Genomic DNA, 25,017 nt, shown 5'->3' on the forward strand with positions numbered 1-25,017 from the left:
GTGATCGTCATCACAAAATGAGCTTTCTTATCAAATGCCGCGAATGAATACGTTTGCTGTTATACTGCGTGCCTTGCGCGTCAATGCGGCGTTATTAGTCACCGGCATTGAGTGATTTGTTTTTAAATCATATGGTTATAAATATGAAACATACTGTTGAAGTCATGATCCCCGAAGCGGAGATCAAAGCACGTATTGCCGAGCTGGGTCGTCAGATTACCGAACGTTATAAAGACAGCGGCAGTGAAATGGTGCTGGTAGGTCTGTTGCGTGGCTCATTTATGTTTATGGCGGACCTGTGCCGTGAAGTTCAGGTTCCTCATGAAGTCGATTTTATGACCGCCTCCAGCTATGGTAGCGGCATGTCCACCACCCGCGACGTGAAAATCCTCAAAGATCTGGATGAGGATATTCGTGGTAAAGACGTGCTGATTGTCGAAGACATTATTGATTCCGGTAATACGCTGTCGAAGGTCCGTGAAATCCTGGGCCTGCGCGAGCCGAAATCGCTGGCGATTTGTACGCTGCTGGATAAACCTTCTCGCCGCGAAGTGGACGTGCCGGTTGAGTTCGTTGGCTTTTCGATTCCGGACGAATTTGTAGTCGGTTACGGTATCGACTACGCTCAGCGTTATCGCCATCTACCGTATGTTGGTAAAGTGGTGCTGCTGGACGAGTAAGCGCAGAAATGCCGGATGGCGTCGCTAAAGCGACTTATCCGGCCTATAGCTAATGGCTTATTGGTGGGGAATGTATTTCAGACTTAGGGCGGAAATACCCTTATGATAGCCGTTCTCCAGCGTTTCTCTGTTGGTGGCGGTGACGTCAAGATCGCGCAGCAGGCCATCATTGATACTGTACGCCCAGCCGTGAATGGTCACATTCTGCCCGCGTTTCCACGCTGACTGCATAATGGTGGAATGCCCCAGGTTATAGACCTGCTCCATGACGTTCAATTCATAGAGCGCGTCCAGACGTTGCTCTTCGGGCATTTTTCCCAACAGCGAGCTATGTTTAAGCCAGATGTCGCGGATATGCAGCAGCCAGTTATTAATCAAGCCCAGCTCAGGGTTTTCTACCGCAGCCTTGATACCGCCGCAACCGGAGTGGCCGCAAATGATAATATGCTCAACTTCCAGAACATCTACCGCATACTGAACCACGGAGAGACAGTTCAGATCGGTGTGAATAACCAGGTTAGCCACATTACGGTGAACAAACAATTCGCCCGGTTCAAGCCCGGTTAAACGCTCTGCGGGAACGCGGCTGTCGGAACATCCAATCCATAGAAAGCGCGGTTTTTGCGCTTGCGCCAGTTTCTCAAAAAATCCGGGGTCCTCTTCCACCAGCATTTTTGACCATAGTGCATTGTTGCTGATGAGTGTATCTATGTCTTTCATGGAAGTTAACGACCTGTAACCAAATAAGTGCGTTGGGCTAATATAGGGCAACTCCGTAATTATTTAAACCATATATAAAGTGTAAGAACGTAAAGTAAGTGAGAATTTATGACCATTGCGCTGGAACTTCAACAACTTAAAAAAACCTATCCCGGCGGCGTTCAGGCGCTGCGCGGCATAGATTTGCAGGTCGAAGCGGGGGATTTTTACGCGCTTCTGGGGCCAAATGGAGCAGGGAAATCGACCACCATCGGTATTATCAGCTCATTGGTTAATAAAACGTCCGGGCGCGTTAACATTTTTGGTTACGACCTGGAAAAAGACGTGGTTAACGCCAAGCGACAGCTTGGACTGGTGCCACAGGAGTTTAACTTTAACCCGTTTGAAACGGTGCAACAGATCGTAGTGAATCAGGCCGGTTATTACGGCGTGGAGCATAAAGAGGCGGTTTTACGTAGCGAAAAGTATTTAAAACAGCTCGATCTGTGGGAAAAACGTCATGAACGCGCGCGGATGCTCTCCGGTGGGATGAAGCGCCGCCTGATGATCGCCCGCGCATTGATGCATGAGCCTAAACTATTGATTCTCGACGAGCCGACGGCGGGCGTCGATATCGAATTGCGTCGCTCGATGTGGGGGTTCCTGAAAGACTTAAACGCCAAAGGCACCACGATTATTCTTACCACCCACTATCTGGAAGAGGCAGAAATGCTGTGCCGCAATATCGGTATTATTCAGCACGGCGAGCTGGTGGAAAATACTTCCATGAAAAATCTGCTTTCAAAGCTGAAATCGGAGACATTTATTCTGGATTTAGCGCCAAAAAGCCCGCTACCTAAGCTTGCAGGTTATCAATATCGTCTGGTGGATACCTCGACTCTGGAGGTGGAAGTGTTACGCGAGCAGGGGGTTAACAGTGTCTTTAGCCAACTGAGCGAGCAGGGGGTTCAGGTATTAAGTATGCGTAATAAAGCCAACCGTCTGGAAGAACTGTTTGTGTCGCTGGTGCATGAAAAACAAGGAGATCGCGCATGATGCAGCTTTACTGGGTTGCCCTTAAAAGCATCTGGGCGAAAGAGATCCACCGCTTTATGCGGATCTGGGTGCAAACGCTGGTGCCGCCTGTCATCACCATGACGCTCTATTTTATTATTTTCGGTAACCTGATCGGTTCGCGCATCGGCGAAATGCATGGCTTTAGCTATATGCAATTTATTGTGCCGGGCCTGATTATGATGGCGGTCATTACTAACTCCTACGCCAATGTGGCCTCCTCGTTCTTTAGCGCCAAGTTTCAGCGCAATATTGAGGAACTGCTGGTCGCGCCGGTGCCAACGCACGTGATCATCGCCGGATTTGTCGGCGGCGGCGTGGCGCGCGGGCTGTGCGTGGGGATTCTGGTGACGGCGATTTCGCTCTTTTTCGTGCCTTTCCAGGTGCATTCCTGGGTATTTGTCGCGCTAACGCTGATTCTGACCGCGATTCTGTTCTCGCTGGCCGGACTGCTGAACGCCGTGTTTGCGAAAACCTTTGACGATATCAGTCTGATCCCGACCTTTGTGCTGACGCCGCTGACCTACCTCGGCGGGGTATTTTACTCGCTGACGCTGCTGCCGCCGTTCTGGCAAGGGTTGTCGCACCTGAACCCGATCGTCTACATGATCAGCGGTTTCCGTTATGGTTTTCTGGGTATCCATGATGTGCCGCTGGTGACAACGTTTGGCGTACTGGTGATCTTTATCGCTGCTTTCTATCTGCTGTGTTGGTCGCTGATCCAGCGCGGACGCGGTTTGCGTAGCTGATACGATTCTCCTCTTCTCCTGGAGGGAAGAGGAGACTTTTGACGGCTGTCATCATTCCTGATTGGTAACCCTGATAAACTACTTGCCTGCTAAGGAGGTAGGCTATGTTAGGTTGGGTGATTACCTGCCATGACGATCGTGCACAGGATATGCTTGATCGCCTGGAGAGAAAAAATGGTCCGCTGGCGCAATGCCGGGCGGTCAATTTTTGGCGCGGTCTGAGCTCAAACATGCTGAGCCGCATGATGTGTGATGCCCTCCATGCCACCGATTCCGGTGAAGGCGTGATATTTTTAACCGACATTTCCGGCGCGGCGCCTTATCGTGTAGCGTCGCTGATGAGCCATAAACATCCTCAATGTGAAGTTATTTCAGGCATTAGCTATTCATTGATAGAGGAAATGATTCCTTTGCGAGAGTCGATGAGCAGTTCAGCATTTCGCGACCAGATTGTCGCGCTTGGCGCGCCGGATGTCACCAGTCTCTGGCATCAGCAGCAGAAAAATCCGCCTTTTGTATTGCTGCATGATTTGTATGAGTTTTGATCAATACCATTGACGACGCTTTTGCTACAATAACGGCGTTTTTTCGCCTCGGTTATGATATATGGTTATGCGCGTTGTTCTTATCTTGCTGTTCTTTTTCGCCGGTAATGTGTTGGCTGCCTTGCCCGCTCGTTATATGCAAACGACGAAAGATGCCGCCATCTGGTCGCAGATTGGCGACAAAATGGTGACCGTAGGGAATATCCGCGCCGGACAAATTCTTTCCGTAACGCCTGTTGCGGTTGATTATTATGCCTTTAAATTTGGCTTCGGTGTGGGGTTTATCGATAAAGGCCATCTGGAACCCGTGCAGGGAAAACAAAAAGTGGAAGATGGGCTGGGCGATCTTAACAAGCCGCTCAGCAATCAGAATCTGGTGACCTGGAAGGACACGCCGGTGTATAACGCGCCGGACATCAGTAGCGCCCCGTTTGGCGTATTGGTGGATAATTTGCGTTACCCCATTATTAGCAAGCTGAAAGGCCGGCTACATCAAACCTGGTATCAGATCCGTATTGGCGACAGGCTGGCTTATGTCAACGCCATGGATGCGCAGGAAGACAACGGCATTCCGATTTTGACCTATCATCACATTTTACGTGATGAAGAGAATACCCGTTTTCGCCATACCTCCACCACGACTTCGGTTCGGGCATTCAGCAACCAAATGACCTGGCTTCGCGATCGCGGCTATGCCACGTTGACGATGTACCAACTGGAGGATTACATCTATAACCGCGCTAATTTTCCGGCGCGCGCGGTGGCTATCACCTTTGATGATGGCCTTAAATCGGTGAGTCGCTATGCGTATCCGGTATTAAAGCAGTACGATATGAAAGCGACGGCATTTATTATCTCATCGCGTATTAAGCGCCATCCGCAAAAATGGAATCCCAGGTCGCTGCAATTTATGAGCGTGTCCGAATTGCGCAAGATAAGCGATGTTTTTGATTTTCAGTCGCATACCCATTTTTTACACCGGGTAGATGGGCATCGCCGCCCGATTTTATATAGCCGCAGCTACCATAATATTCTGTTTGATTTTGAACGCTCGCGGCGGGCGCTCACACAGTTTACTCCGCACGTATTTTATCTTTCTTATCCCTTTGGCGGCTATAACGCGACCGCGATCAAAGCAGCAAAAGACGCCGGGTTCCATCTGGCGGTCACCACGGTGAGAGGGAAGGTGAAGCCGGGAGATAATCCGATGCTGCTCAAAAGATTGTATATTTTACGCACGGATTCGCTGGAAACGATGTCGCGGCTGATAGTCAATCAGCCGCAGGGGTAAGGACTATCAGGCAACCTGGACCGGAATGGCTTTCGCGGTGCGCTTCATTTCGTTGTCGCCTTCAAAGTAGGCCACTTTCGGACGCCATGTCCGGGCTTCTTCATCAGACATGGTGACGAAGCTGGCGATAATCACAATGTCGCCAACTTCAGCGCAGTGCGCCGCCGCACCGTTCACCGAGATGATTCTGGAGCCGCGTTCAGCCGCAATCGCATAGGTTGAGAAACGTTTCCCATTGGTCACGTTCCAGATATCAATCGCTTCGTTTTCCAGAATACCGGAGGCATCAAGGAAATCCTGGTCAATGGCGCAGGAGCCTTCGTAGTGCAGGTCCGCCTGCGTGACTTTTACGCGGTGGAGCTTGCCTTGCAGCATGGTGCGAATCATAACTTCTATACCCTGTCGTTTATCTTGGCTAAGCAGGCGCTTGTAGCCTGCTTTGGAAATTCTCAGGCAGTATTGCCCGATTTTTAACCCCTGTCTACTGGGCTAATGTAACGCTTTGATTATCGATCAGACGCGCCTGTCCCAGCCAGGCGGCAGCCAGAATCACTGCGCGTTTGCTGGTTTCCGTCAGCTCCAGCAGCGTGTCGGCATCACGGATTTGAATGTCGTCGGCACGGAAGCCTTTTTCATTCAGTTCCTGTTCGGCAATGGCAATAATCTCTTGCAGCTCACGATTACCCGCAATCAGTTTTTCAGCGATGCTATTCATCACGTTGTATAGACCCGGCGCAATTTTGCGCTGCTCTGCGGTCAGATAAGCGTTACGTGAGCTGAGCGCCAGCCCGTCTTTGGCGCGAATAATCGGCACGCCGACGATCTCAATGTCATAACTCATATCCGCCACCATTTTGCGGATCAGCGCCAGTTGCTGGAAATCCTTCTCGCCAAAGCAGGCGATATCCGGCTGGATCAGGTTGAACAGCTTGCTGACGATAGTCGAGACGCCGCGGAAATGACCTGGACGGCTGGCGCCTTCCAGCATGGTAGAGAGGCCGGGAACATCAACGTACGTCTGGCCTTCCAGCCCATGCGGGTAGATTTCCTCAACGGCTGGCGCAAAGACATAATCGACTTTGCGTTTGTTCAGCTTTTCACAATCTTCCTGCAGCGTGCGCGGATAACGCACCAAATCGTCCGGCCGGTCAAACTGCATCGGATTGACGAAAATGCTGGCGATCACCACATCAGCCCGGGCTTTTGCCTCATCGACCAGCTTCATATGGCCGTCATGCAGGTTGCCCATGGTGGGAACCAGTGCGACGCGTTTACCTTCCTGACGCAGACGACGAATATGCTGGCGCAGCAGCGGCAGGGTTTCAATGATTAGCACAACAAAACTCCTTGAGTTGCTTGATGATCCAGCCCGATGGCGCTGCGCTTATCAGGCCTACATCCGTTGAGGATCTGTAGGCCTGATAAGACGCGTCGCGTCGCCATCCGGCACGGTCAGAAAAATTAGTGAAAGCTGTGTTCTTCGCCCGGATAAACGCCGGACTCCACTTCTGCCATATACTGCCGTACGGCGGCGCGCATGTCGCCCGCCTCGGCAAGGAAATTTTTCGCGAATTTTGGAATATGACCGCCGGTGATGCCAAACGCATCGTGCATCACCAGGATCTGACCGTCGGTGACGTTGCCCGCGCCGATGCCGATCACCGGAATCGACAGCGCTTCCGTGACGCGCTTCGCCAGTTCAACCGGCACGCACTCGAGTACCAGCAACTGAGCGCCCGCGGCTTCTAAAGCCAGCGCATCATCCAGCAGTATCTGCCCGGCGTCGCCGCGGCCCTGAATTTTATAGCCGCCGAAGATATTCACCGACTGGGGAGTTAATCCCAGATGACCGCAAACCGGCACGGCGCGTTCGGTGAGCATTTTCACCGTATCAACCAACCATGCGCCGCCTTCGATTTTGACCATGTTGGCCCCCGCACGCATCACGATAGCCGCGTTTTCAAACGCCTGTTCCGGCGTGGCGTAAGCCATAAACGGCAGGTCGGAGAGCAGCAGGCAGTTCGGCGCACCGCGGCGTACCGCGCGGGTGTGGTAGGCGATATCTTCCACGGTGACAGGCAGAGTGGAGTCATGCCCCTGAATCGTCATGCCCAGTGAGTCGCCAACCAGCATCACATTGATACCTTCGTCGGCGAAGAGTTTGGCGAAGCTGTAATCGTACGCGGTAATGGTGGCGAAGCGCTTTTTCTCTTGTTTGCATTTCTGCAGCACAGCGATAGTAGTGGGTTTGCTCATAACCTCTCCGGCCATAATATTGATGAATAGAATGGCCGCATTGTAGGGGAAGAGAACCGCAAGCGTTAGCCCTTTCTGGGCAAATTGCGTTGCGGTTCGTTATAGGATTTTACGGATAGGTGATTGAAAATTGAGCGGTGGCTTTGAAATCACCTGGATTGATTGTTGGATTGTCACCATCGGGCTTTAAGGTTGCCTGGAAATACAACGATTTTGTCGCGCTTCCTACCGGGCTGCCGTCTCCGGTGTTATTGGTGGTGTCTTTATAAATTGAGCTTGAGTCGTTAGGTTTGAGTACCATCTGGGCGCTCGAACTACTTTTCAAACCTTCAATTAAAACGCCAATGCCGCTGGCTTTCGTGTTGCTGGTTGAATTGTTGGTTAGTAGCGAGGTGTTTTTCGTCCCGACATTATTACTGGCCAATTTAACTTCAATATTATTGATGTACTGGCAGGAGGAGAGATTGATCTGGAACTTGGTCGGCGACAGCCCTTCCATAATCTGCTTTGGATAAAAGCTACCCAGCTTAACCGTTGATCCCGAAACATTGGTGCCGCTAATGGTGCTGGCCGAGCAGGTTGGCCAGACGGCCTTAAGTCCTGTGGCGGCGAGGTTAAACTTCATTTTATAGTTTGATAATCCGCTGCCCGGGTTATCAATGTAGAAATCGGAGTCGCCGTTTTTAGACAGCGTAAAGCTTTGAAGCTGGGCTTCCGTCGGCGCGAAGTCAGAGTCGACATAGGCATAGATTTTCAGGCCATACATTAATTTGCCAAGGTTGCTATAAACATTTGTTCTGGAGCAGGCTGACGGAAATTCCGTGAACTCGCTGGTGATCGGCGTTGAGGTCTTATCAAACCAGAAGGTGCTTGAGGTCATATTCTCTGCTGGCTGAAGGAAGGTCATCTCAATGGTGAAATAAAAACCGGGGATTGAGGTTTTATACAGCGGATGTCCATTATAGCTTTTGCCAGCAGAGATATAATTATGGGTCAGTTGAAGGTAGGTGTGGTTGCCGCTGCCGTTACAGAACATCTCCATAACGTACTGGATGCCGGACCAGTTAAAAACGGTAATCTGGCGCAGCGCCGTTTCCTTATGAATCGCGATGGTCTGCCCAAAATTGTGGCTGTTATCAGTGAATACCGAATCCCCGCTTGGGCCATCATGTTCACTGGAGGCGTAGTCGCCAACGACCAGGGTAGTATTTATGGCATAACAGTTGGACATGATAGCCATCATCAGGAAAAAGGCGGCAAACCATGTTGTGTTTTTTAAAAGCATATTAACGATATCCTTTCGTTTAATAAAATCTCCTGATTATTCATAGGAGACATTCACCAGTACACGGCTGCTAAGTTCACCGGTCGTCACTTTTTCGGCACTGCGTATTTTTTGCATTCTGGAGTAAAAGGTCCAGACGGTGTCGCTGTAGGTGCTGGCAGCAAAAGTCGCCCGCGATGAACCATCCGTATTAAGCACGTTGGTGCGTGGTGAATCGGTGGTGAAAATCACCACGCCGACATTGTCTACGCCACCAGCATCGGTAGCGATGTCATTAGGAAAAACTTGTTGATTCTCAGGTGAGAACTGCCCGTTTAGTGGTGCGAAATTAAAGGTAACATTGGTTATTTTACCATCACTGATCGGGCAAGAAATAAGCTTAATGGTGAACTCTTTCCCCCCCTCATAATCGGTTTCCGCGGTAATGCCATCGGCAAAATAGGCGGGCGCTATGGTGGCGAAGTTTACCGTTCCATTGCCATCTATCTTTATCTGGCAGGTGTCCTTCTGCACGCTGGCGGTGAAATTCACATTGGTATCGGCGTACAGCGTCGCGCTAAACAGGGCTGTTGCCAGCCCTGAAAATAACGTGGCGAGCGTGGGTTCGCGCAAACGTCTCATTGGTATCACCATTACTGGTAAGTGATGGTGAAGGTGGTGGGCGAGTAGAAATCTCCCGCTGTCATATTTTGAAGCGTACCGCCGCTTTGAGCGACCATCATAGCGCTTAAAGGAAAATCAACAGGCGTTGTTACACTTGCACCAGATAAATCCACGGTTTGTTCTGGTTTCGACCAGCAGTGAAGTTTTACCGCGCCAGTGCCTCCAGGGGTTTCTGTCGTCCATACTTCCATGGCGACCATTGCTGCCTTTGTTGTTGAAGTCGAGGCATTTGCGAATTGCCCATCAGTGCCGCTGCTCCCCGGGCATGCTACATTATTTGGGGCTAGTCTGAACTTAGCTTTTTTATCTTTGAGACCGACACAATCACTGAACCGTAACTTAAAGGGTTTTATTTTACTTTTTGCATATACTTCAGAAATGTAAACGTTGCCAAAAGCGATAGTATCGGTAATGGTATCACCTTCAACCACGGATGCAGAACACGTACCCGCAGTGATATTGGCGTTCACGGTCAGGTCCAGACTGTTGGTTCCATCGGCATATGTCATCGTTGATATGCCAGCTCCCGTGGCAATCAGCGAGCTAAAAATCACGACGCGCAATATTTGCTTTTTCATTATCATCGTCCTTGTTATTGATAAGTGAAGTTAAACGTAGCGGTTGAGCTGAAAGCACCTGTGGTACCCGCGCCGTCGGTCAGTTCACGCAGCGCGACCGTCATTTCCACTTCGTTTGCTGCGCGCTCGTCGGAAGTCCAGCTAAATGAGCCTGAGCCGGGCGTGAAATAGGTTTCATCGGTAGTGCTTTTGCGCTTAAAGCCCATGCCAACATTGGTGGCAGCGCCGCTTGCCGCTGATTGGTTTTTGATAAAATTGCCGCTGGCATCTGTGGAGCTGGCAAGCGTGGTGGTGATTTTGGTCAGAGCGGCACTGCAATCCTTCGCGACAAACTTAAAGTTTTTCTGCGATTCCGCTGATTTTTTTATAATTTTATCCAACCCGACATCGCCGACGTTCAGCGTATAGCCGCTGGTGGCATCACCCGATAAGTTCGAGCCATCTAACGCCGCAATTGACATGCTGCAGGTCGTGGCTAACACGGTGGCGGTAAAGTCGACGTTGATATTTTCCGCCTGACTGGTAAGCGGAAATATCACGGCGAGCACAGAGGCTGCCAAAAGGTATTTATTCCTTTTCATTGTCTATTCCATTTGATTTAAGGTTATTAACACGACAGGTTATGTGGTCTAACAGTAAGGTCTGGCTGGACCCTACCGTTTGTTGCGTTGCCGGCAACGCAAAGGTTGCTAAACAAGTTGCTGGCTGGTTTTCTTCAAACCAGCGTACTGAGAGTTCGCCTGCATCGCTGATGCCGCGAACAAAAGCCTGACCGCCCTGGCCCATGTTGCCGATCTGCACATCGTTCTCGTAGACTTCTGCGCCAAATGGTAGGGCTTTTCCGTCATTACGGGACATGTTGAGAATGACCGAGCGTCCCTGGTCAGTTTCGAAACTGGCTAAGACTACCGCGCCATCACGCGGTATCAGGGTTGTACTGGTGCTCTTTAGTTCGACATCGTTTTCCAGCGTGTCGATATCAATATTGACCTGGTTTTCTCTGTAGGCGGAAAGCGAGTTCGTCGCGCCGTAGCCCCAGCGATCGATGGTGCTGTTGCCGCCATTGATGCGCGCGCCTTTCGCGCCGGGGGCTTTTACCAGCACGATGGCATCGCTATTACCGAAGTTATCGTTAGTGAACGTCACTCCACCGCCATGCAGGACAAAGCCTCCGGTTGTGGCGAGCGAATATTGTCGGCTGCTGTCATTATTGGCAGAGGCTGAAGCAGTAACATCTCCCCAGGGGGACTGATAGCTGGCGTAGCCGCCGACATCGGTGATGTTCTTTTCATTTTTCTGCATGGTGTAGCCGGTGTTAACGCTGTAGTTCAGCGTATGGTCTTCACTGCTGCCGTTGCTGTTCATGCTCAACTGGTGCCCGCCGTCAAAATCAGTGCGCATTTGCGCCGTCAGTGAGCTGAAACCCGACTTACGGCGACCGCCGCCCAGCAGATTCTCCAGCGGAACGTTGAAGTTGATATAGAGCGAATCATCTTTTTCGCCATCTTCATCCCAGGATCTCTGGAGGTTGATACTGAGGCTGCCCCACGAAAAACCTCTTCCGTAGCCGAGGCTATAGTCGGTACGGCTTTCATTGGTAGCCCAGTAGTCGGTCCAGGAGCCTGAGAGGAAAAAGGAACCGTAGTCGACTTCCTTAAACCTCAACGGTTGGTTTATGCTGACCGTGACCTGGTTTTTCATGCGCGAATAGTTAAGCATGGTGTTGCGATCGTCCGCGTCTTTATGTTTCGCGTCATCAATCAGCTGTAGCGCATCATTCAGGCCCAGGTAGTCCTGCGTTGAATAACGATATGCCGCTACGTTAAAGGAGGTTGCCGTCGGTTCAATCAGCTTGTTCCACGTCAGTCGGTAGCTCTGGCCCTTATAGGTTTTATCCTCAGGGATCTCTGTACGAGACTGAGTGACATCAAGTGCAAATGCGCCAAGAGGGGTGTTGAGGCCGACACCCAGCAACCCGGCAAGATAGTTATTATCTGTTCCCTGAACACCTGTATAGAGGGTCAAAAAGTTATTAAGGCCGTAGTAATATGAACCTTGCGCCATATAGGGCTTGTCATGAAGCTCATCGTCATTCACTTCACCGGCGCTGAAATCCCAACGTCCGACGCCCGGGCGCTGCATCTGCATAACCGAGGAGAATGGCTGGCTAAAGGTGCGTTTACTGCCGTCGGCCTCCTCAACGGTGACGATGAGGTCGCTACCGTAGCCGGAAGGACTGATGTCGCTGATTTCAAAGGGGCCTGGCGGTACCGTGGACTCATAAATTTTGTAGCCGCCCTGGGTTATGCTGACCTTGGCGTTACTGTTTGCTACGCCGCGAATAATCGGCGCATAGTTGGCAAGCTGCGAAGGTAGCATTCGGTTGTCGCTATACAGACGAGCCCCGCGAATGCTTACGGAGTCAAATGTTTCGCCCGTGGTATAGGTTTCACCGACAACAAGTTGAGAGCGCATTGAAGGCAGATCGCGCTGCAAGTAGCGATTCTGGTAGTCAAAGGAGCTTCCTGAGTCTTTCGTCCAGTTATAGTTGCCGTTGGCGCGAAAACGCCATGCGCCGAGGTTAATACCGGTGTTAAACGCCGCATACATACTGTCATTATCGGCGTTGCCATTGGTGCTGTGATAGCCGTTCGCCGAGTAGGACAGAAGCGCTGCCGGAATACCATCTTCCCACAGCGAAGGCTCAACATAGCCGTCATAACCTTCAATGAGCCACGCCTGAGGTACGGTAATATCCAGACGCTGTTCGCCCATATCAAAATTGACCTCTGAATGCGCGATGGCGATGGGAAGGTTCAGACAATCTTGATCTTCTTCCTCCCCTTTTTTCAGAATTTGATTGGTCGCATTGATTTCTGGCTGTTTGATATGCAACTGCGCCAGATTTTTTTGTGTCAGGCAGGCTTCTGCACTGACCTTGCCGATATCGATAAAGGGTATGGACAGGCTTGATACGGGGTTTTCGTTGACGAAAACTTTTACGCTATACGTTCCGACAGGCGTTGGGTTGCCGTCGGAGTATTTGCTGATATCGATTGTGGAGGCGCTACTCCCCATTAAAAAGGAACTGTCGTATTCAACGCTTTCAGCGGAAATACTGCTCTGGCTATAAAATAGCGCACAGCAAACTGCGAGCATCGTTTTCTTCGGCATGGCCTTGGAATGTGGAAAGTTTTGCACCGATTTCTTCATCCTGATTCTTGGTTAATCCGTTACAGCGATACGGAACCTTCAATCAAACCGCCAAAATCATTAATGGCGTGATACTCCAGTTTTCCGGCGCTAGCGCCTGACAAGCCTTTCACGGTGAAGGATGATTTACTGAAAGGCGCAACCATGGTGGCTTCAACGTCATAACGTTTACCGCCTGCAGTGTAGGTAGCGTCATTAAATGAGACGAAATACGGAGTTGAGTTATCAGCACGTAGTACCGCGTGGCCTTGTTCGCTCGCTATTTGCCACTTCAGTTGTTTTGCCGCTTCAGCAGGCTGGCCCTTTAGTCCTGTTGGGCGATAGAACAGTTTGATACGGGTACGAAAAGCCAGTTGCAGTAAGCTTTTATTCTCTTCTTTGCTGGTATCCGCTTTTGGCGGTACTTCCAGTACGTTAAACCAGAAGACGCTTTCCCGGTCTTTCGGCAGCGCGCTGGCCTGGGTATACATAATTTTTACCGATTGCCCACGTTTAGGCTCAACGCGTGAAACCGGGGGGGTAGAAACGAAAGGCGCTTTAATACTCCCGGGATCGTCGTTATCGTTACCCAGGTCTATCCAGTTTTGGACTAATAATGGGCGGGTACCCTTATTTTCCAGTCTTATACTGACGTCTTTTTTATTTTCGTCATAAACGATTCGGGTGCCCGAGATAATAATATCCGCATAGCTAAAGGTACTAAATACAGCACTGGCTAATACGATGGCGGTCAGGCTTTTTTTTACATACAACATAAGCGTTCCTTGCCTGTAGAAGATAATGAAATCAACTTTGAATTTAATTAAATTGAATGAACCCCCGGAATCGTTGAAATAATTCCTGGACCCCGAAGGTTATATGAGATCAATAACTGATAAGCACGCTAACTCAAGGAAAGGTACGAGTACTTATTAGTGATAACCGTATGTCCTGTTACTGGTAAGTAAAGGTATACATTGCGTTCGTGGTTACATGACCGGTAGTCACTTCTTTAGAAGCATCGGCACGAACGTAAGACGCCATAAAGTTATAGGTTGCAACTTTGTTTTTGAAGGACGCTTCATGAATTTCAGCGCCATCGATTTTAACCTGAGTTTTGGTATCGGCATCATGGATGGCGATATTCACGTTTTCAGCCCCAGTTTCACCAGCCACGGACAGTGTGGTGTCATTGTCAAGAGTGCCGGTAGTGTTAGAGAATGACGAATCCATTACCAGAGAAGCCTTAGTGGCATCAGTTACATCAGCCGCCCCTGAGCAATCCAGGATGATAGAGAACGGAGCCGGAAGCGCGCCGTATGCGTTAGCAGCAACGCCTTCAGTGATATCGCCTGGGGCTGCTGTAGTCAGATATACGTCACCATCAGTCGCTTGATTACCGCGTGAAGAGGAAACTACTTTAGAACAGGTTGTTGCGCTCACTAAACCGTGGAATTCGATCTGGCCGCCTTCAACTGCCATTGCGGAAGTAGAACCCATAGCCATAACCATTGCGGCAGCTAAAATCGCTTTTTTCATTGCTGTATCCTTACAGGATTGAAATGTTAATAAATTAAATATCTACTAATTTATATTAAATAGCAGGGCTTGGATTTTAGCGTTTGAGGATAACTTTTGTATAATATTTGTTATTTATTGTTTTTTGCGATGAATTACATCTGATTATATTTAAGGATATTCTGACATTTTATTCATTGTGTTATTAATAGTGTTATTTATGGTGTGTATGTTTAATTGCATTAAGTGGCTGTTTTTTAAACGGATAGCTGAAATATATGGTTTATTGTTATGTTATATAATGTACGACTGGTTCCATGATTATTTCTAACAAGAGTATTTAATTTATCTAATTATACGGAATAACAGCATAGAAACTATTTGTTGAATTGATAATAGGGGTATTTCTTACCAACGATCGGGACAGGGAGACATTTGGGACATCAGCTCGATCAGCAGACCTTTATCGTCGGGAAACATCAGCTCCGGAGCGATTTCGAATAACGGCCACAGCATAAAACCGCGGTTTTTCATGTCGTAGTGCGGCACGGTCAGACGGTCGGTGTTAATGACTTCATCGCCAAACAGCATAATGTCGAGATCCAGCGTGCGCGGCCCCCAGCGTTCGGCCTTGCGCACCCGGCCCTGTTGCAGCTCAATGCGCTGGGTATGGTTAAGCAATTCTTCGGGGGCGAGAGCGGTATCCAGCGCCACCGCAGCGTTCAGGTAATCGGGCTGATCCTGTGGGCCAAGCGGCGGCGTGCGGTAAAACGAAGAAACCGCGACGATACGGCTATCGGGAATGTCGGCGATAGCCTTCAGGGCGGCATTGACCTGCTCCAGCGGAGAGGCCAGATTACTGCCAAGCGCGATATACGCGATCGTCATACGGTGCCCTCGCGGCGCGGCGCGCGTTTGCGCGGACGTGAACGACGGCGGCGTGGAGCAGGATCGTCGTCCAGCTCGTTGAGCATCCCTTTTTGTTCCGGCGGCGCGGAAGCCTGAAACTCGGCCCACCACTGCGCCAGACGTTGCAGTTCAGTATTATTTTCCACCTGAGCGCGCAGCTCCAGCAAATCAAACGCGGCGCGGAATTTGGGATGTTCCATCAGCTTCCAGGCGCGTTTGCCCTGGCGTCGCGACATCCGTAACTGAAGCTGCCAAATATCACGGGTAAGCGTGGTAAGGCGTTTCGGGATCGCCAGTGAACGGCAGGCTTCATCCAGCACGTCATTCATGGCCAGCGCGAAAGCATCGTAATAGGCAAGGCCGCTCTCCTGAGCGATTTTTTGCGCCATCTCCAGCAGCGGATACCAGAACATGGCGGCAAACAAAAATGCCGGATTAACGCGCATCTCGTTACGGATGCGGTTATCCGTATTCTTCAACACCTGCGCAATGATACGTTCCATTGCGCTGTCGCCGTTTTCGGTGAAATAACGCGTAATGGTAGGAAACAACGGCTGGAAGAGGTGGTATTCCCGCAGTTGTTGATAGGTTTCATAACCGTTCCCCGCCTGCAACAGCTTCAGCGACTCTTCGAACAGGCGCGCGGGAGGAATGTCGTTTAGCAAGGTTGCCAGACGCGGGATTGGCTCAGCCGTTTCAGGGCTGATACGCATATTGAGCTTCGCAGCGAAACGCACGGCGCGCAGCATTCGAACCGGATCTTCGCGGTAGCGCGTTTCCGGATTGCCGATCAGGCGAATCACGCCTTCTTTCAGATCCTGCATCCCGCCGACGTAATCGCGCACGGTAAAATCCGCTACGCTGTAGTAAAGGCTATTGATGGTGAAATCGCGGCGCTGGGCATCTTCTTCGATAGAGCCGAAGATATTATCGCGCAGCAGCATACCGTTTTGCCCACGCTGGGAGGTCGTACGGTCGCTTTCACTGCCTTCATGATGACCACGAAACGTTGCCACTTCGATAATTTCCGGGCCAAACATCACGTGAGCCAGGCGGAAACGACGCCCCACCAGACGGCAATTGCGGAATAATTTCCGTACCTGATCCGGTGTTGCGTTGGTGGTCACGTCGAAATCCTTCGGCTTTTTGCCGAGCAGGAGATCGCGGACGCCGCCGCCGACCAGGTAGGCTTCATAGCCCGCTTTGTTCAGCCTGTACAGTACCTTGAGGGCATTTTCACTGATATCTTTGCGGGAGATAGCGTGCTGTTCACGCGGGATAATCGTCATATGTGGACGGGCGACGGCTTGTTCTGCCTCGCTCTCCTCGCGGCTTAACACCTTACGGCAAAAATTAGCGACTCGGGTAAAAATAGCGCACCTCGGTAGTGTCATACATTAATAAGATCAACTTACTCTATGTCTTTCGCATTACGGCAGACGGGCGTAAGAGAGCAACGCGACCTGGGCTGTAAGCATCATTAACGCCGCAGCAATGCGAAAGACGATGAGCAAAAATAGCGGCTAATCATAGCTCAGCGAGACGCATTTGAGAATGCCGGATTTACATTAGCCGATGTGGGTACGGCTGTAAGCCTCCAGTGCGCCACTGCAAAGCGCAGCAACTCCTCAACAGACATCTCCTGCCACGCTACGACGTCGCGTTGGCCTAAAAAGCGCAATGCCTGGACCAGTACCGGGCGCGGATCGCCTGTCGCAAGCGCAGGGGCATGATTTTGCTTGGAAAGTTTAGCGCCTTGTTCGTTGAGCGCCAGCGGAAGGTGCACGTAGCCTGGCGCACGCCAGCCAAACTGTTTATACAGCGAAAGTTGTCGGACAGTGGGTTCGATTAAATCTGCGCCGCGGACGATCTCCGTCACCCCCTGAAAATGATCGTCGACCACCACGGCCAGATTATAAGCAAACAGTCCGTCGCGGCGGTGGATAATAAAATCTTCGCTCGCCAGCTGTGGGTCAGCCTGGATGTCGCCGCGCAAGGCATCATGGAAATGCATCACCGGATGCTGCTGTTTAATTCTGACGGCGGCATTCTCCGGCCCGTGGCATAACGTCCGACAATGGCCGTCGTAAATACCGCCCAGACGCTGAATGCGCGAGCGGGGGCAAGTGCAGTAGTAGCTCAGTCCCTGCTCGTGAAGCCAGGCCAGCGCCTCGCGATAAGCCTCATGACGCTGTGATTGCCATAAGACCTCGCCATCCCAGTGCAGGCCGTAATGTTCCAGCTGGCGCAGAATGGTCGCTGCGGCACCGGGAACTTCACGTGGGGGATCGATATCCTCGATGCGAACGCGCCAAATTCCGCGTTGCGCACGGGCCTGTAGATAGCTGCCGAGGGCGGCGATTAACGAGCCGAAATGCAGTTCGCCGGATGGCGACGGCGCGAAACGGCCAATATAGAGTGAGTCAGTCATGCTGCGGGCAATAAAGAATAAGGCGGGAAAACTCCCGCCTGTCATAAATAGGGTAGAAACGTACGGGATTAACCCGCCATCTGTTTTTCGCGAATTTCAGCCAGCGTTTTGCAGTCGATGCACAGATCGGCTGTTGGACGCGCTTCCAGGCGGCGGATACCAATCTCCACCCCGCAGGACTCGCAATAACCGAAGTCTTCATCTTCCACTTTCTTCAGCGTCTTCTCGATCTTTTTGATCAGTTTGCGCTCACGGTCACGATTACGTAACTCCAGGCTAAACTCCTCTTCCTGCGCGGCGCGATCGACCGGATCGGGGAAGTTGGCGGCTTCGTCCTGCATGTGCGTCACAGTGCGATCGACTTCATCCCGGAGTTGATTACGCCATGCTTCAAGAATACGCTTGAAGTGCGATAGCTGGGCTTCGTTCATATACTCTTCGCCCGGTTTCTCCTGGTACGGCTCCACCCCAGCGATGGCGAGAATACTCAGGGACGATGTTTTACGGTTTTGCCCTTCTTGCATGTTGCTTCTCCTTAACACGCACTATCGATCCCCATGTTCGGGGGAAAATCAGGTCGCTATAAATAGCAGATGCTTTTCCGGATAGCAATTATCTAAACGTAACACTTGACAACCCTGTGAGGAAAAGCGTATTTACGCACGCGGCCAGAATACTTAATAATCAGGCTGTTATTCCACTACAACGTTATGGGTACTGGTTCGTTCAGTTCCATTTTTTGGGCTGAAAGTGCTGCTTTATAAGCTAAAACTTCCACGCCTTTATTCTGAGCCTCGCTCAATAGCTGCGCGTATTTTATATCGATATGACGTGCGGGTGAAAAACGTGTAATGGCGGAGTGCAGCACCGCGAACACCACCACTGCGCGATGACCTGCCGCCGCAACGCCCATCAACTCCCGAAGATGTTTTTGCCCTCGTTCGGTGATGGCGTCGGGAAAATAACCGTTTTCTTTTTCCGCTAACGTGACCGATTTCACTTCAATATAGCAGTCCGGGCGGAAATCTGCCTGTAACATAAAATCTATACGGCTGCGCTCGGCGCCATATTTGACTTCACTTTTCAGAATATTGTACCCCGCCAGCGCCGGCAGGCGATTCTCCTGAATTGCTTCTTTCGTTAGCTGGTTCGCCCGCAGCGTATTCACGCAAATGAATGCGCCGGATTGCGTTTCAGTCAATTCCCAGGTATGCGGATATTTGCGTTTAGTATTTTCTGATGTCGAATACCAGACGGTATCGCCAGGCGTGGCGCAGCCGGTCATCGCGCCGGTATTAGGACAGTGCAGCGTAAGCGTTGTACCGTCAGGGGTGATCACATCGGCTAAAAAACGTTTATAGCGCTGAATCAGCGTAGCGCGTTGTAAAGGGGGTGAGAATAGCATCGACATTCCTTCATTATTATTCGCCCAGCGTCCAGCGCTGCAGCTCGGCATAGCGGGTACGGCCTTGCCCATACGAAGAGGCGTAAAGCGCAAACGATGTGACCGGAAATGACCAGCAAAAGCCCGGCGGCGGGATAGCCACCGTATGGCTGGCGTCGCGCAGCAGCGTAATATGCGGGTGAAAAGGCTGCGGGCTTTGGTAACAACCGCTGCGGGCGGCCTGCGCGCGCAACATATTAGCCAACTGCAACAACCCGCGCGGCGGCTGGCGCATCCCCAGCCACACTACGCGCGAACGCAGCCACTGACCGGCGTCATCCAGATGTAGCGTAAAGCCCGGCTGGCGAATTCGTCCGGCCAGTTGCGCAAGCGCGCGCTGCTTATCGTTACTGACGTCGCCTAAAAAGGCCAGCGTCAGATGTAGGTTCGCCGCTGCCACGGGGCGTCCGTCTTCAGACGCAAAATGGGCGGCGCGCCAGGCGATAATTTGTGCGCGCGCGTCGTCGGGTAAGTCAATCGCAAAAAACAGCCGTTTTGGCTCAGACATAGGGATACTCGGTTATGGATTAACACGATGCTACAATGCGGCGCAAAGAAAGTTAACCCCGTGGAGCCGTTTGTGACGTCATTGCCCGTTGCCGCCGTATTGCCTGAATTGTTGACAGCCCTAAAAACCGCGCCGCAGGTTTTGTTGTCCGCGCCTACCGGGGCGGGGAAATCCACCTGGCTGCCGTTGCAACTCCTGCAACAGGGGCCGGTTGCTGGAAAAATCCTCCTGCTTGAACCGCGTCGTCTGGCGGCGCGTAATGTCGCGCAGCGTCTGGCGGAAGCGTTGAATGAAAAGCCTGGCGAAACGGTAGGTTACCGGATGCGCGCGCAAAGCTGCGTGGGGCCGCGTACCCGGCTGGAAGTGGTGACCGAAGGCGTATTGACCAGAATGATTCAGCGCGATCCCGAATTACGCGGCGTGGGGCTGGTGATACTGGATGAATTTCATGAGCGCAGTTTACAGGCGGATTTAGCGTTAGCGCTGTTGCTGGATATCCAGCAAGGGCTCCGTGACGATCTCAGGCTGTTAATTATGTCTGCGACGCTGGATAACGACAGGCTTTGTCAGCGACTGCCTGATGCGCCGACGATCGTCTCGGAGGGGCGCGCGTTCCCGGTGGAGCGACGTTATCAGCCGCTCGCGGCGCATTTGCGTTTTGATGAAGCCGTCGCGATGGCGACAGCGGAACTGTTGCGCAATGAAAACGGTTCGCTGCTGCTATTTTTACCCGGCGTAGGCGAAATACAGCGCGTTCATGAACATCTGGCGTCGCGGGTAGGGAGCGATGTCCTGCTTTGTCCTCTGTATGGCGCATTGTCTTTGGAGGCGCAACGCAAAGCGATTGTTCCCGCCCCCGCCGGGATGCGTAAAGTGGTGTTGGCGACTAACATTGCCGAAACCAGTTTGACGATTGAAGGGATTCGTCTGGTCGTCGATAGCGCTCAGGAGCGCGTGGCGCGATTCGACGCGCGAACGGGACTGACGCGGCTGGTTACGCAGCGTATCAGTCAGGCGTCAATGACGCAGCGCGCGGGGCGCGCCGGACGACTGGCGCCGGGGATCTGTTTACATCTGCTGGCCAAAGAACAGGCGGAGCGGGCGGCGGCGCAAAGCGATCCGGAAATCTTACACAGCGACCTCTCCGGTTTGTTGATGGAAGTGTTGCAGTGGGGATGTCACGATCCGGCATCGCTTTTCTGGCTGGACAGGCCGCCGGAAGTGAATCTTCAGGCCGCCCGCCGTTTATTATTGATGTTAGGCGCGCTGGAGGGCGAGCGATTAAGCGCGCGGGGGCAGAAAATGGCGGCAACAGGTAACGATCCGCGCCTGGCGGCGATGTTAGTCAACGCTGGCGAGGGCGATAGCGCCGCCACCGCCGCCATGCTCGCGGCCATCCTTGAGGACCCGCCGCGCGGCGGCGGTACGGATTTAAGCGTGCTATTTTCGCGGCGACAGCCGGGCTGGCAGCAGCGTAGCCAGCAGCTTTTAAAACGGCTGCAGGTGCGTAATGGCGAGCCGGATAGCGCGCTTATTATGCCGCTATTGGCCAGAGCGTTTAGCGACCGCATCGCGCGGCGTCGTGGTCAGGAAGGGCGCTATCAGTTAGCCAATGGTATGGGCGCGATGCTAGATGCGGATGACGCGTTGGGACGTCATGAATGGCTGATCGCGCCGCTGTTGCTGCAAGGTAGCGCCTCGCCGGACGCCCGAATATTGTTGGCGCAGCCGCTGGATATGGCCTCGCTGATTCAGGCGTGCCCTGATTTACTGCGCCAGTCCGACACGGTTGAATGGGACGAGGCGCAGGGAACGTTGAAAGCATGGCGCAGAATGCGTATTGGACAGTTGACGGTTAGCGTTCAGCCACTGGCGAAGCCGTCTGAAGAGGAGCTTCATCAGGCGATGCTGAACGGCATCCGCGATAAAGGTCTGTCCGTCCTTAACTGGACGCCGGAAGCGGAGCAGTTCCGTCTGCGTCTGCACTGTGCGGCGAAATGGCTGCCGGAATATGACTGGCCTGCCGTGGATGAGGCGTCGCTGCTGGCGACTCTGGAAAACTGGTTGCTGCCGCACATGACAGGCGTACAGTCGTTACGGAGTCTGAAATCTCTGAATGTGACTCAGGCGTTACGGGGACTGCTTGACTATGCCATGCTGCAACGTCTGGATAGTGAACTGCCTGGGCATTACACTGTGCCGACGGGAAGCCGAATAACGATTCGTTATCATGAAGATAACCCGCCCGCACTGGCGGTCAGAATGCAGGAAATGTTTGGCGAAGCGAAGACCCCAACCATCGCTCAGGGCCGCGTGCCGCTGGTGCTGGAACTGCTTTCGCCAGCGCAGCGACCGCTACAGATTACGCGCGATTTAAGCGCTTTCTGGCAGGGGGCGTATCGCGAAGTGCAAAAAGAGATGAAGGGCCGTTACCCCAAACATGTCTGGCCGGACGATCCGGCGAATACGGCCCCAACGCGGCGCACGAAGAAGTATTCGTGACGTGTTATACGTTGCCTCCTGGCCGGATAAGGCGTTAATCGCCATCCGGCAAAGGGTAAATTGAGAGATTTCTTCTTCTGTCGTCTGGCGGAAGAATAGAGAATCGGGCCTTTGCGCCTGTATGTTGCGGAGAAAAAGCATGGCGGGGAATGACCGCGAGCCGATTGGACGTAAGGGGAAACCGTCACGTCCTGTGAAACAAAAGGTGAGCCGTCGTCGGCAGCATGACGACGATTATGATGATGACTATGAGGATGAAGAACCGATGCCGCGTAAAGGTAAGGGCAAAGGGCGTAAGCCTCGTGGCAAGCGCGGCTGGCTGTGGCTATTGCTAAAACTGTTTATCGTTTTTGTGGTGCTGTTCGCCATTTACGGCGTCTATCTGGATCAAAAAATCCGCAGCCGTATTGATGGCAAGGTCTGGCAGCTTCCGGCGGCGGTATATGGCCGGATGGTGAACCTTGAGCCAGACATGCCTGTCAGCAAAAACGAGATGGTGAAATTGCTGGAAGCGACGCAGTATCGTCTGGTGACGAAGATGACCCGTCCCGGCGAATTTACCGTGCAGGCCAATAGCATTGAGATGATCCGTCGTCCGTTTGACTTCCCGGACAGCAAAGAAGGGCAGGTGCGCGCGCGGCTGACGTTCAGTGACGGGCGTCTGGAAACCATCGTCAATCTGGATAACAACCGCCAGTTTGGCTTCTTCCGTCTCGATCCGCGGCTTATCACCATGCTTTCTTCGCCAAATGGCGAGCAGCGTTTATTCGTCCCGCGCAGCGGTTTCCCGGATCTGCTGGTCGATACGCTGTTGGCGACGGAAGACCGTCATTTCTATGAGCATGATGGCATTAGTCTTTACTCTATCGGGCGTGCGGTACTGGCCAACCTGACGGCGGGACGTACGGTGCAGGGGGCAAGTACGCTAACCCAGCAGCTGGTGAAGAACCTGTTCCTCTCCAGCGAAAGATCATACTGGCGTAAAGCGAATGAAGCCTACATGGCGCTGATCATGGATGCCCGTTACAGTAAAGATCGTATTCTTGAGCTGTACATGAACGAGGTCTACCTCGGTCAAAGCGGGGACAATGAAATTCGCGGTTTTCCGCTGGCGAGCCTGTATTACTTTGGTCGTCCGGTAGAGGAGCTGAGCCTCGATCAGCAGGCGTTACTGGTTGGGATGGTAAAAGGGGCGTCGATTTATAACCCGTGGCGCAATCCGAAACTGGCGCTGGAGCGTCGTAACCTGGTGTTACGCCTGTTACAGCAGCAGAAAATCATCGATCAGGAACTCTATGACATGCTGAGCGCGCGTCCGCTTGGCGTACAGCCGCGCGGCGGCGTTATTTCACCGCAGCCAGCGTTTATGCAGATGGTTCGTCAGGAACTGCAGGCGAAGCTGGGGGATAAAATTAAAGATCTCTCCGGCGTGAAGATCTTCACCACCTTTGACTCCGTGGCGCAGGATGCCGCAGAAAAAGCCGTTGTCGAAGGCATTCCGGCGTTGAAGAAGCAGCGTAAATTGAGCGATCTTGAAACTGCGATGGTGGTAGTGGATCGCTTTAGCGGCGAGGTACGCGCGATGGTTGGCGGGGCGGAGCCGCAGTATGCCGGCTATAACCGTGCCATGCAGGCGCGCCGTTCCATCGGGTCGCTGGCGAAACCGGCGACCTATCTGACCGCGTTAAGTCAGCCGAACTTATACCGTCTGAACACCTGGATTGCCGATGCGCCGATTTCTCTGCGCCAGCCGAATGGTCAGGTCTGGTCGCCGCAGAACGACGATCGTCGCTACAGCGAAAGCGGGAAAGTGATGCTGGTGGATGCGTTAACTCGCTCAATGAACGTACCGACGGTCAATCTGGGGATGGCGTTAGGTTTACCGGCGGTAACCGATACCTGGACGAAGCTCGGCGTGCCGAAAGATCAGCTCAATCCGGTTCCGGCGATGCTGCTAGGGGCGCTGAACCTGACGCCGATCGAAGTGGCGCAGGCGTTCCAGACTATCGCCAGCGGCGGAAATCGCGCGCCGTTATCAGCGCTGCGTTCGGTTATTGCGGAAGATGGTAAGGTGCTGTATCAAAGTTATCCACAAGCTGAACGCGCTGTACCGGCACAGGCGGCTTACCTGACGCTCTGGACAATGCAGCAGGTCGTCCAGCGTGGTACGGGGCGTCAGCTTGGCGCGAAATATCCGGGTCTGCATCTGGCGGGTAAAACCGGGACGACAAACAACAATGTCGATACCTGGTTTGCCGGTATCGACGGCAGCCAGGTGACTATCACCTGGGTAGGCCGTGATAACAACCAGCCGACGAAATTGTACGGCGCCAGCGGCGCGATGGCGATTTACCAGCGCTATCTGGCGAACCAGACGCCGACGCCTTTAGTTCTGACGCCGCCGGAAGATGTGGTGGATATGGGCGTTGATTACGACGGTAATTTTGTCTGTAGCGGCGGTATGCGCACTCTGCCGGTCTGGACGGACGATCCAAATACGCTGTGCCAGCAGGGCGAGATGATGCAGCAACAGCAGCAGCCGTCAGGCAATCCGTTCGATCAGTCGTCTCAGCCGCAGCAGCCTGCGCAGCAACAGCCGCCGAAAGAAGAGAAGAGCGACGGCGTTGCCGGCTGGATTAAGGAGATGTTCGGCGGCAATTAATCACGGTAATAGTGCCGGGTGGCGCTGTGCT

24 protein-coding genes are annotated in these 25,017 nt (G+C 52.5%); 7 read left to right on the plus strand and 17 right to left on the minus strand.

Translation table 11 applies throughout. The features are described 5' to 3' along the window. Positions 1-143: 143 nt before the first annotated feature. Positions 144-680, plus strand: a complete 537-nt coding sequence (gene hpt, locus NA197_RS19690; protein ID WP_000683342.1) for a hypoxanthine phosphoribosyltransferase — start codon at positions 144-146, stop codon at positions 678-680. A 57-nt stretch (positions 681-737) separates the two neighbouring features. Here hpt and can read toward each other — a convergent pair whose 3' ends face one another. Further along, positions 738-1,400: a carbonate dehydratase gene (gene can, locus NA197_RS19695; RefSeq protein WP_000651591.1), complete on the minus strand. Its 663-nt coding sequence runs from the start codon at positions 1,398-1,400 to the stop codon at positions 738-740. A 108-nt stretch (positions 1,401-1,508) separates the two neighbouring features. On the opposite strand from can, the gene NA197_RS19700 reads away from it, so the two are divergent. From NA197_RS19700 to NA197_RS19715, 4 genes are all read left to right on the plus strand, one after another. After that, positions 1,509-2,435 carry an ABC transporter ATP-binding protein gene (locus NA197_RS19700; protein WP_064043218.1) on the plus strand — a complete coding sequence of 309 codons (927 nt, stop codon included), beginning with the start codon at positions 1,509-1,511 and terminating at the stop codon, positions 2,433-2,435. Next, positions 2,432-3,202, plus strand: coding sequence for an ABC transporter permease (locus tag NA197_RS19705; protein ID WP_000983418.1), 771 nt, complete (start codon positions 2,432-2,434; stop codon positions 3,200-3,202). The genes NA197_RS19700 and NA197_RS19705 overlap by 4 nt, the downstream gene beginning before the upstream one ends. 104 nt (positions 3,203-3,306) lie before the next feature. Next, the gene (locus tag NA197_RS19710) at positions 3,307-3,747 is read left to right on the plus strand and encodes a PTS sugar transporter subunit IIA (protein ID WP_000901966.1); all 441 of its coding nucleotides are present in this window, start codon (positions 3,307-3,309) and stop codon (positions 3,745-3,747) included. A gap of 61 nt (positions 3,748-3,808) precedes the next feature. Then, positions 3,809-5,038 (plus strand): polysaccharide deacetylase family protein, encoded by a 1,230-nt coding sequence (locus tag NA197_RS19715; protein ID WP_000245322.1) that lies wholly within the window; start codon positions 3,809-3,811, stop codon positions 5,036-5,038. 6 nt (positions 5,039-5,044) lie between these two features. Here the strand turns inward: NA197_RS19715 and panD are convergent, their stop codons facing one another. The 16 genes from panD to thpR all read right to left on the minus strand — a co-directional run bounded on the left by panD (position 5,045) and on the right by thpR (position 19,822). Further along, positions 5,045-5,425, minus strand: a complete 381-nt coding sequence (gene panD, locus NA197_RS19720) for an aspartate 1-decarboxylase (RefSeq protein ID WP_000621526.1) — start codon at positions 5,423-5,425, stop codon at positions 5,045-5,047. A gap of 94 nt (positions 5,426-5,519) precedes the next feature. Beyond that, positions 5,520-6,374, minus strand: coding sequence for a pantoate--beta-alanine ligase (gene panC, locus NA197_RS19725; protein ID WP_064043219.1), 855 nt, complete (start codon positions 6,372-6,374; stop codon positions 5,520-5,522). A gap of 125 nt (positions 6,375-6,499) precedes the next feature. Beyond that, positions 6,500-7,294 (minus strand): 3-methyl-2-oxobutanoate hydroxymethyltransferase, encoded by a 795-nt coding sequence (panB, locus tag NA197_RS19730; protein ID WP_000043003.1) that lies wholly within the window; start codon positions 7,292-7,294, stop codon positions 6,500-6,502. A 109-nt stretch (positions 7,295-7,403) separates the two neighbouring features. After that, positions 7,404-8,579 carry a fimbrial-like adhesin gene (locus tag NA197_RS19735; RefSeq protein WP_000924984.1) on the minus strand — a complete coding sequence of 392 codons (1,176 nt, stop codon included), beginning with the start codon at positions 8,577-8,579 and terminating at the stop codon, positions 7,404-7,406. A gap of 36 nt (positions 8,580-8,615) precedes the next feature. Next, positions 8,616-9,200 (minus strand): fimbrial-like protein, encoded by a 585-nt coding sequence (locus NA197_RS19740; protein ID WP_001253683.1) that lies wholly within the window; start codon positions 9,198-9,200, stop codon positions 8,616-8,618. Positions 9,201-9,211: 11 nt separating this feature from the next. Continuing rightward, positions 9,212-9,820: a fimbrial protein StaE gene (gene staE, locus NA197_RS19745; RefSeq protein ID WP_000744143.1), complete on the minus strand. Its 609-nt coding sequence runs from the start codon at positions 9,818-9,820 to the stop codon at positions 9,212-9,214. 14 nt (positions 9,821-9,834) lie between these two features. Beyond that, positions 9,835-10,401 carry a fimbrial protein gene (locus NA197_RS19750; protein ID WP_000827925.1) on the minus strand — a complete coding sequence of 189 codons (567 nt, stop codon included), beginning with the start codon at positions 10,399-10,401 and terminating at the stop codon, positions 9,835-9,837. Continuing rightward, entirely contained in the window at positions 10,388-12,994 is a 2,607-nt protein-coding gene (staC, locus tag NA197_RS19755) for a Sta fimbria outer membrane usher protein StaC (RefSeq protein WP_064043220.1), read from the minus strand. Before staC ends, NA197_RS19750 begins: the two co-directional genes overlap by 14 nt. 59 nt (positions 12,995-13,053) lie before the next feature. Next, positions 13,054-13,788 (minus strand): fimbrial chaperone, encoded by a 735-nt coding sequence (locus tag NA197_RS19760; protein ID WP_000967610.1) that lies wholly within the window; start codon positions 13,786-13,788, stop codon positions 13,054-13,056. A gap of 178 nt (positions 13,789-13,966) precedes the next feature. Continuing rightward, entirely contained in the window at positions 13,967-14,551 is a 585-nt protein-coding gene (locus tag NA197_RS19765) for a fimbrial protein (protein ID WP_000709193.1), read from the minus strand. Between the two features lie 387 nt (positions 14,552-14,938). Next, the gene (folK, locus tag NA197_RS19770; RefSeq protein ID WP_064043222.1) at positions 14,939-15,418 is read right to left on the minus strand and encodes a 2-amino-4-hydroxy-6-hydroxymethyldihydropteridine diphosphokinase; all 480 of its coding nucleotides are present in this window, start codon (positions 15,416-15,418) and stop codon (positions 14,939-14,941) included. Continuing rightward, positions 15,415-16,812, minus strand: coding sequence for a polynucleotide adenylyltransferase PcnB (gene pcnB / locus NA197_RS19775; RefSeq protein WP_204376218.1), 1,398 nt, complete (start codon positions 16,810-16,812; stop codon positions 15,415-15,417). The genes folK and pcnB overlap by 4 nt, the downstream gene beginning before the upstream one ends. Positions 16,813-16,973: 161 nt before the next feature. Further along, complete coding sequence (gene gluQRS / locus NA197_RS19780) at positions 16,974-17,870, minus strand: tRNA glutamyl-Q(34) synthetase GluQRS (RefSeq protein ID WP_064043225.1); 897 nt, start codon at positions 17,868-17,870, stop codon at positions 16,974-16,976. Between the two features lie 68 nt (positions 17,871-17,938). After that, positions 17,939-18,394, minus strand: coding sequence for an RNA polymerase-binding protein DksA (gene dksA, locus NA197_RS19785; RefSeq protein ID WP_001155232.1), 456 nt, complete (start codon positions 18,392-18,394; stop codon positions 17,939-17,941). 176 nt (positions 18,395-18,570) lie between these two features. After that, on the minus strand, positions 18,571-19,275 hold the full coding sequence (gene sfsA / locus NA197_RS19790; RefSeq protein ID WP_064043223.1) for a DNA/RNA nuclease SfsA: 705 nt from the start codon (positions 19,273-19,275) through the stop codon (positions 18,571-18,573). A 16-nt stretch (positions 19,276-19,291) separates the two neighbouring features. Next, positions 19,292-19,822 carry an RNA 2',3'-cyclic phosphodiesterase gene (thpR, locus tag NA197_RS19795; RefSeq protein ID WP_001294175.1) on the minus strand — a complete coding sequence of 177 codons (531 nt, stop codon included), beginning with the start codon at positions 19,820-19,822 and terminating at the stop codon, positions 19,292-19,294. A gap of 72 nt (positions 19,823-19,894) precedes the next feature. Here thpR and hrpB point away from each other — a divergent pair, with 72 nt between their 5' ends. Further along, positions 19,895-22,324, plus strand: coding sequence for an ATP-dependent helicase HrpB (hrpB, locus tag NA197_RS19800; protein WP_064043226.1), 2,430 nt, complete (start codon positions 19,895-19,897; stop codon positions 22,322-22,324). A gap of 139 nt (positions 22,325-22,463) precedes the next feature. After that, on the plus strand, positions 22,464-24,986 hold the full coding sequence (gene mrcB, locus NA197_RS19805) for a bifunctional glycosyl transferase/transpeptidase (protein ID WP_000918127.1): 2,523 nt from the start codon (positions 22,464-22,466) through the stop codon (positions 24,984-24,986). Positions 24,987-25,017: the final 31 nt, after the last annotated feature.

This window comes from Salmonella sp. NW884 (assembly GCF_051700745.1).
GTDB lineage: Bacteria > Pseudomonadota > Gammaproteobacteria > Enterobacterales > Enterobacteriaceae > Salmonella > Salmonella enterica.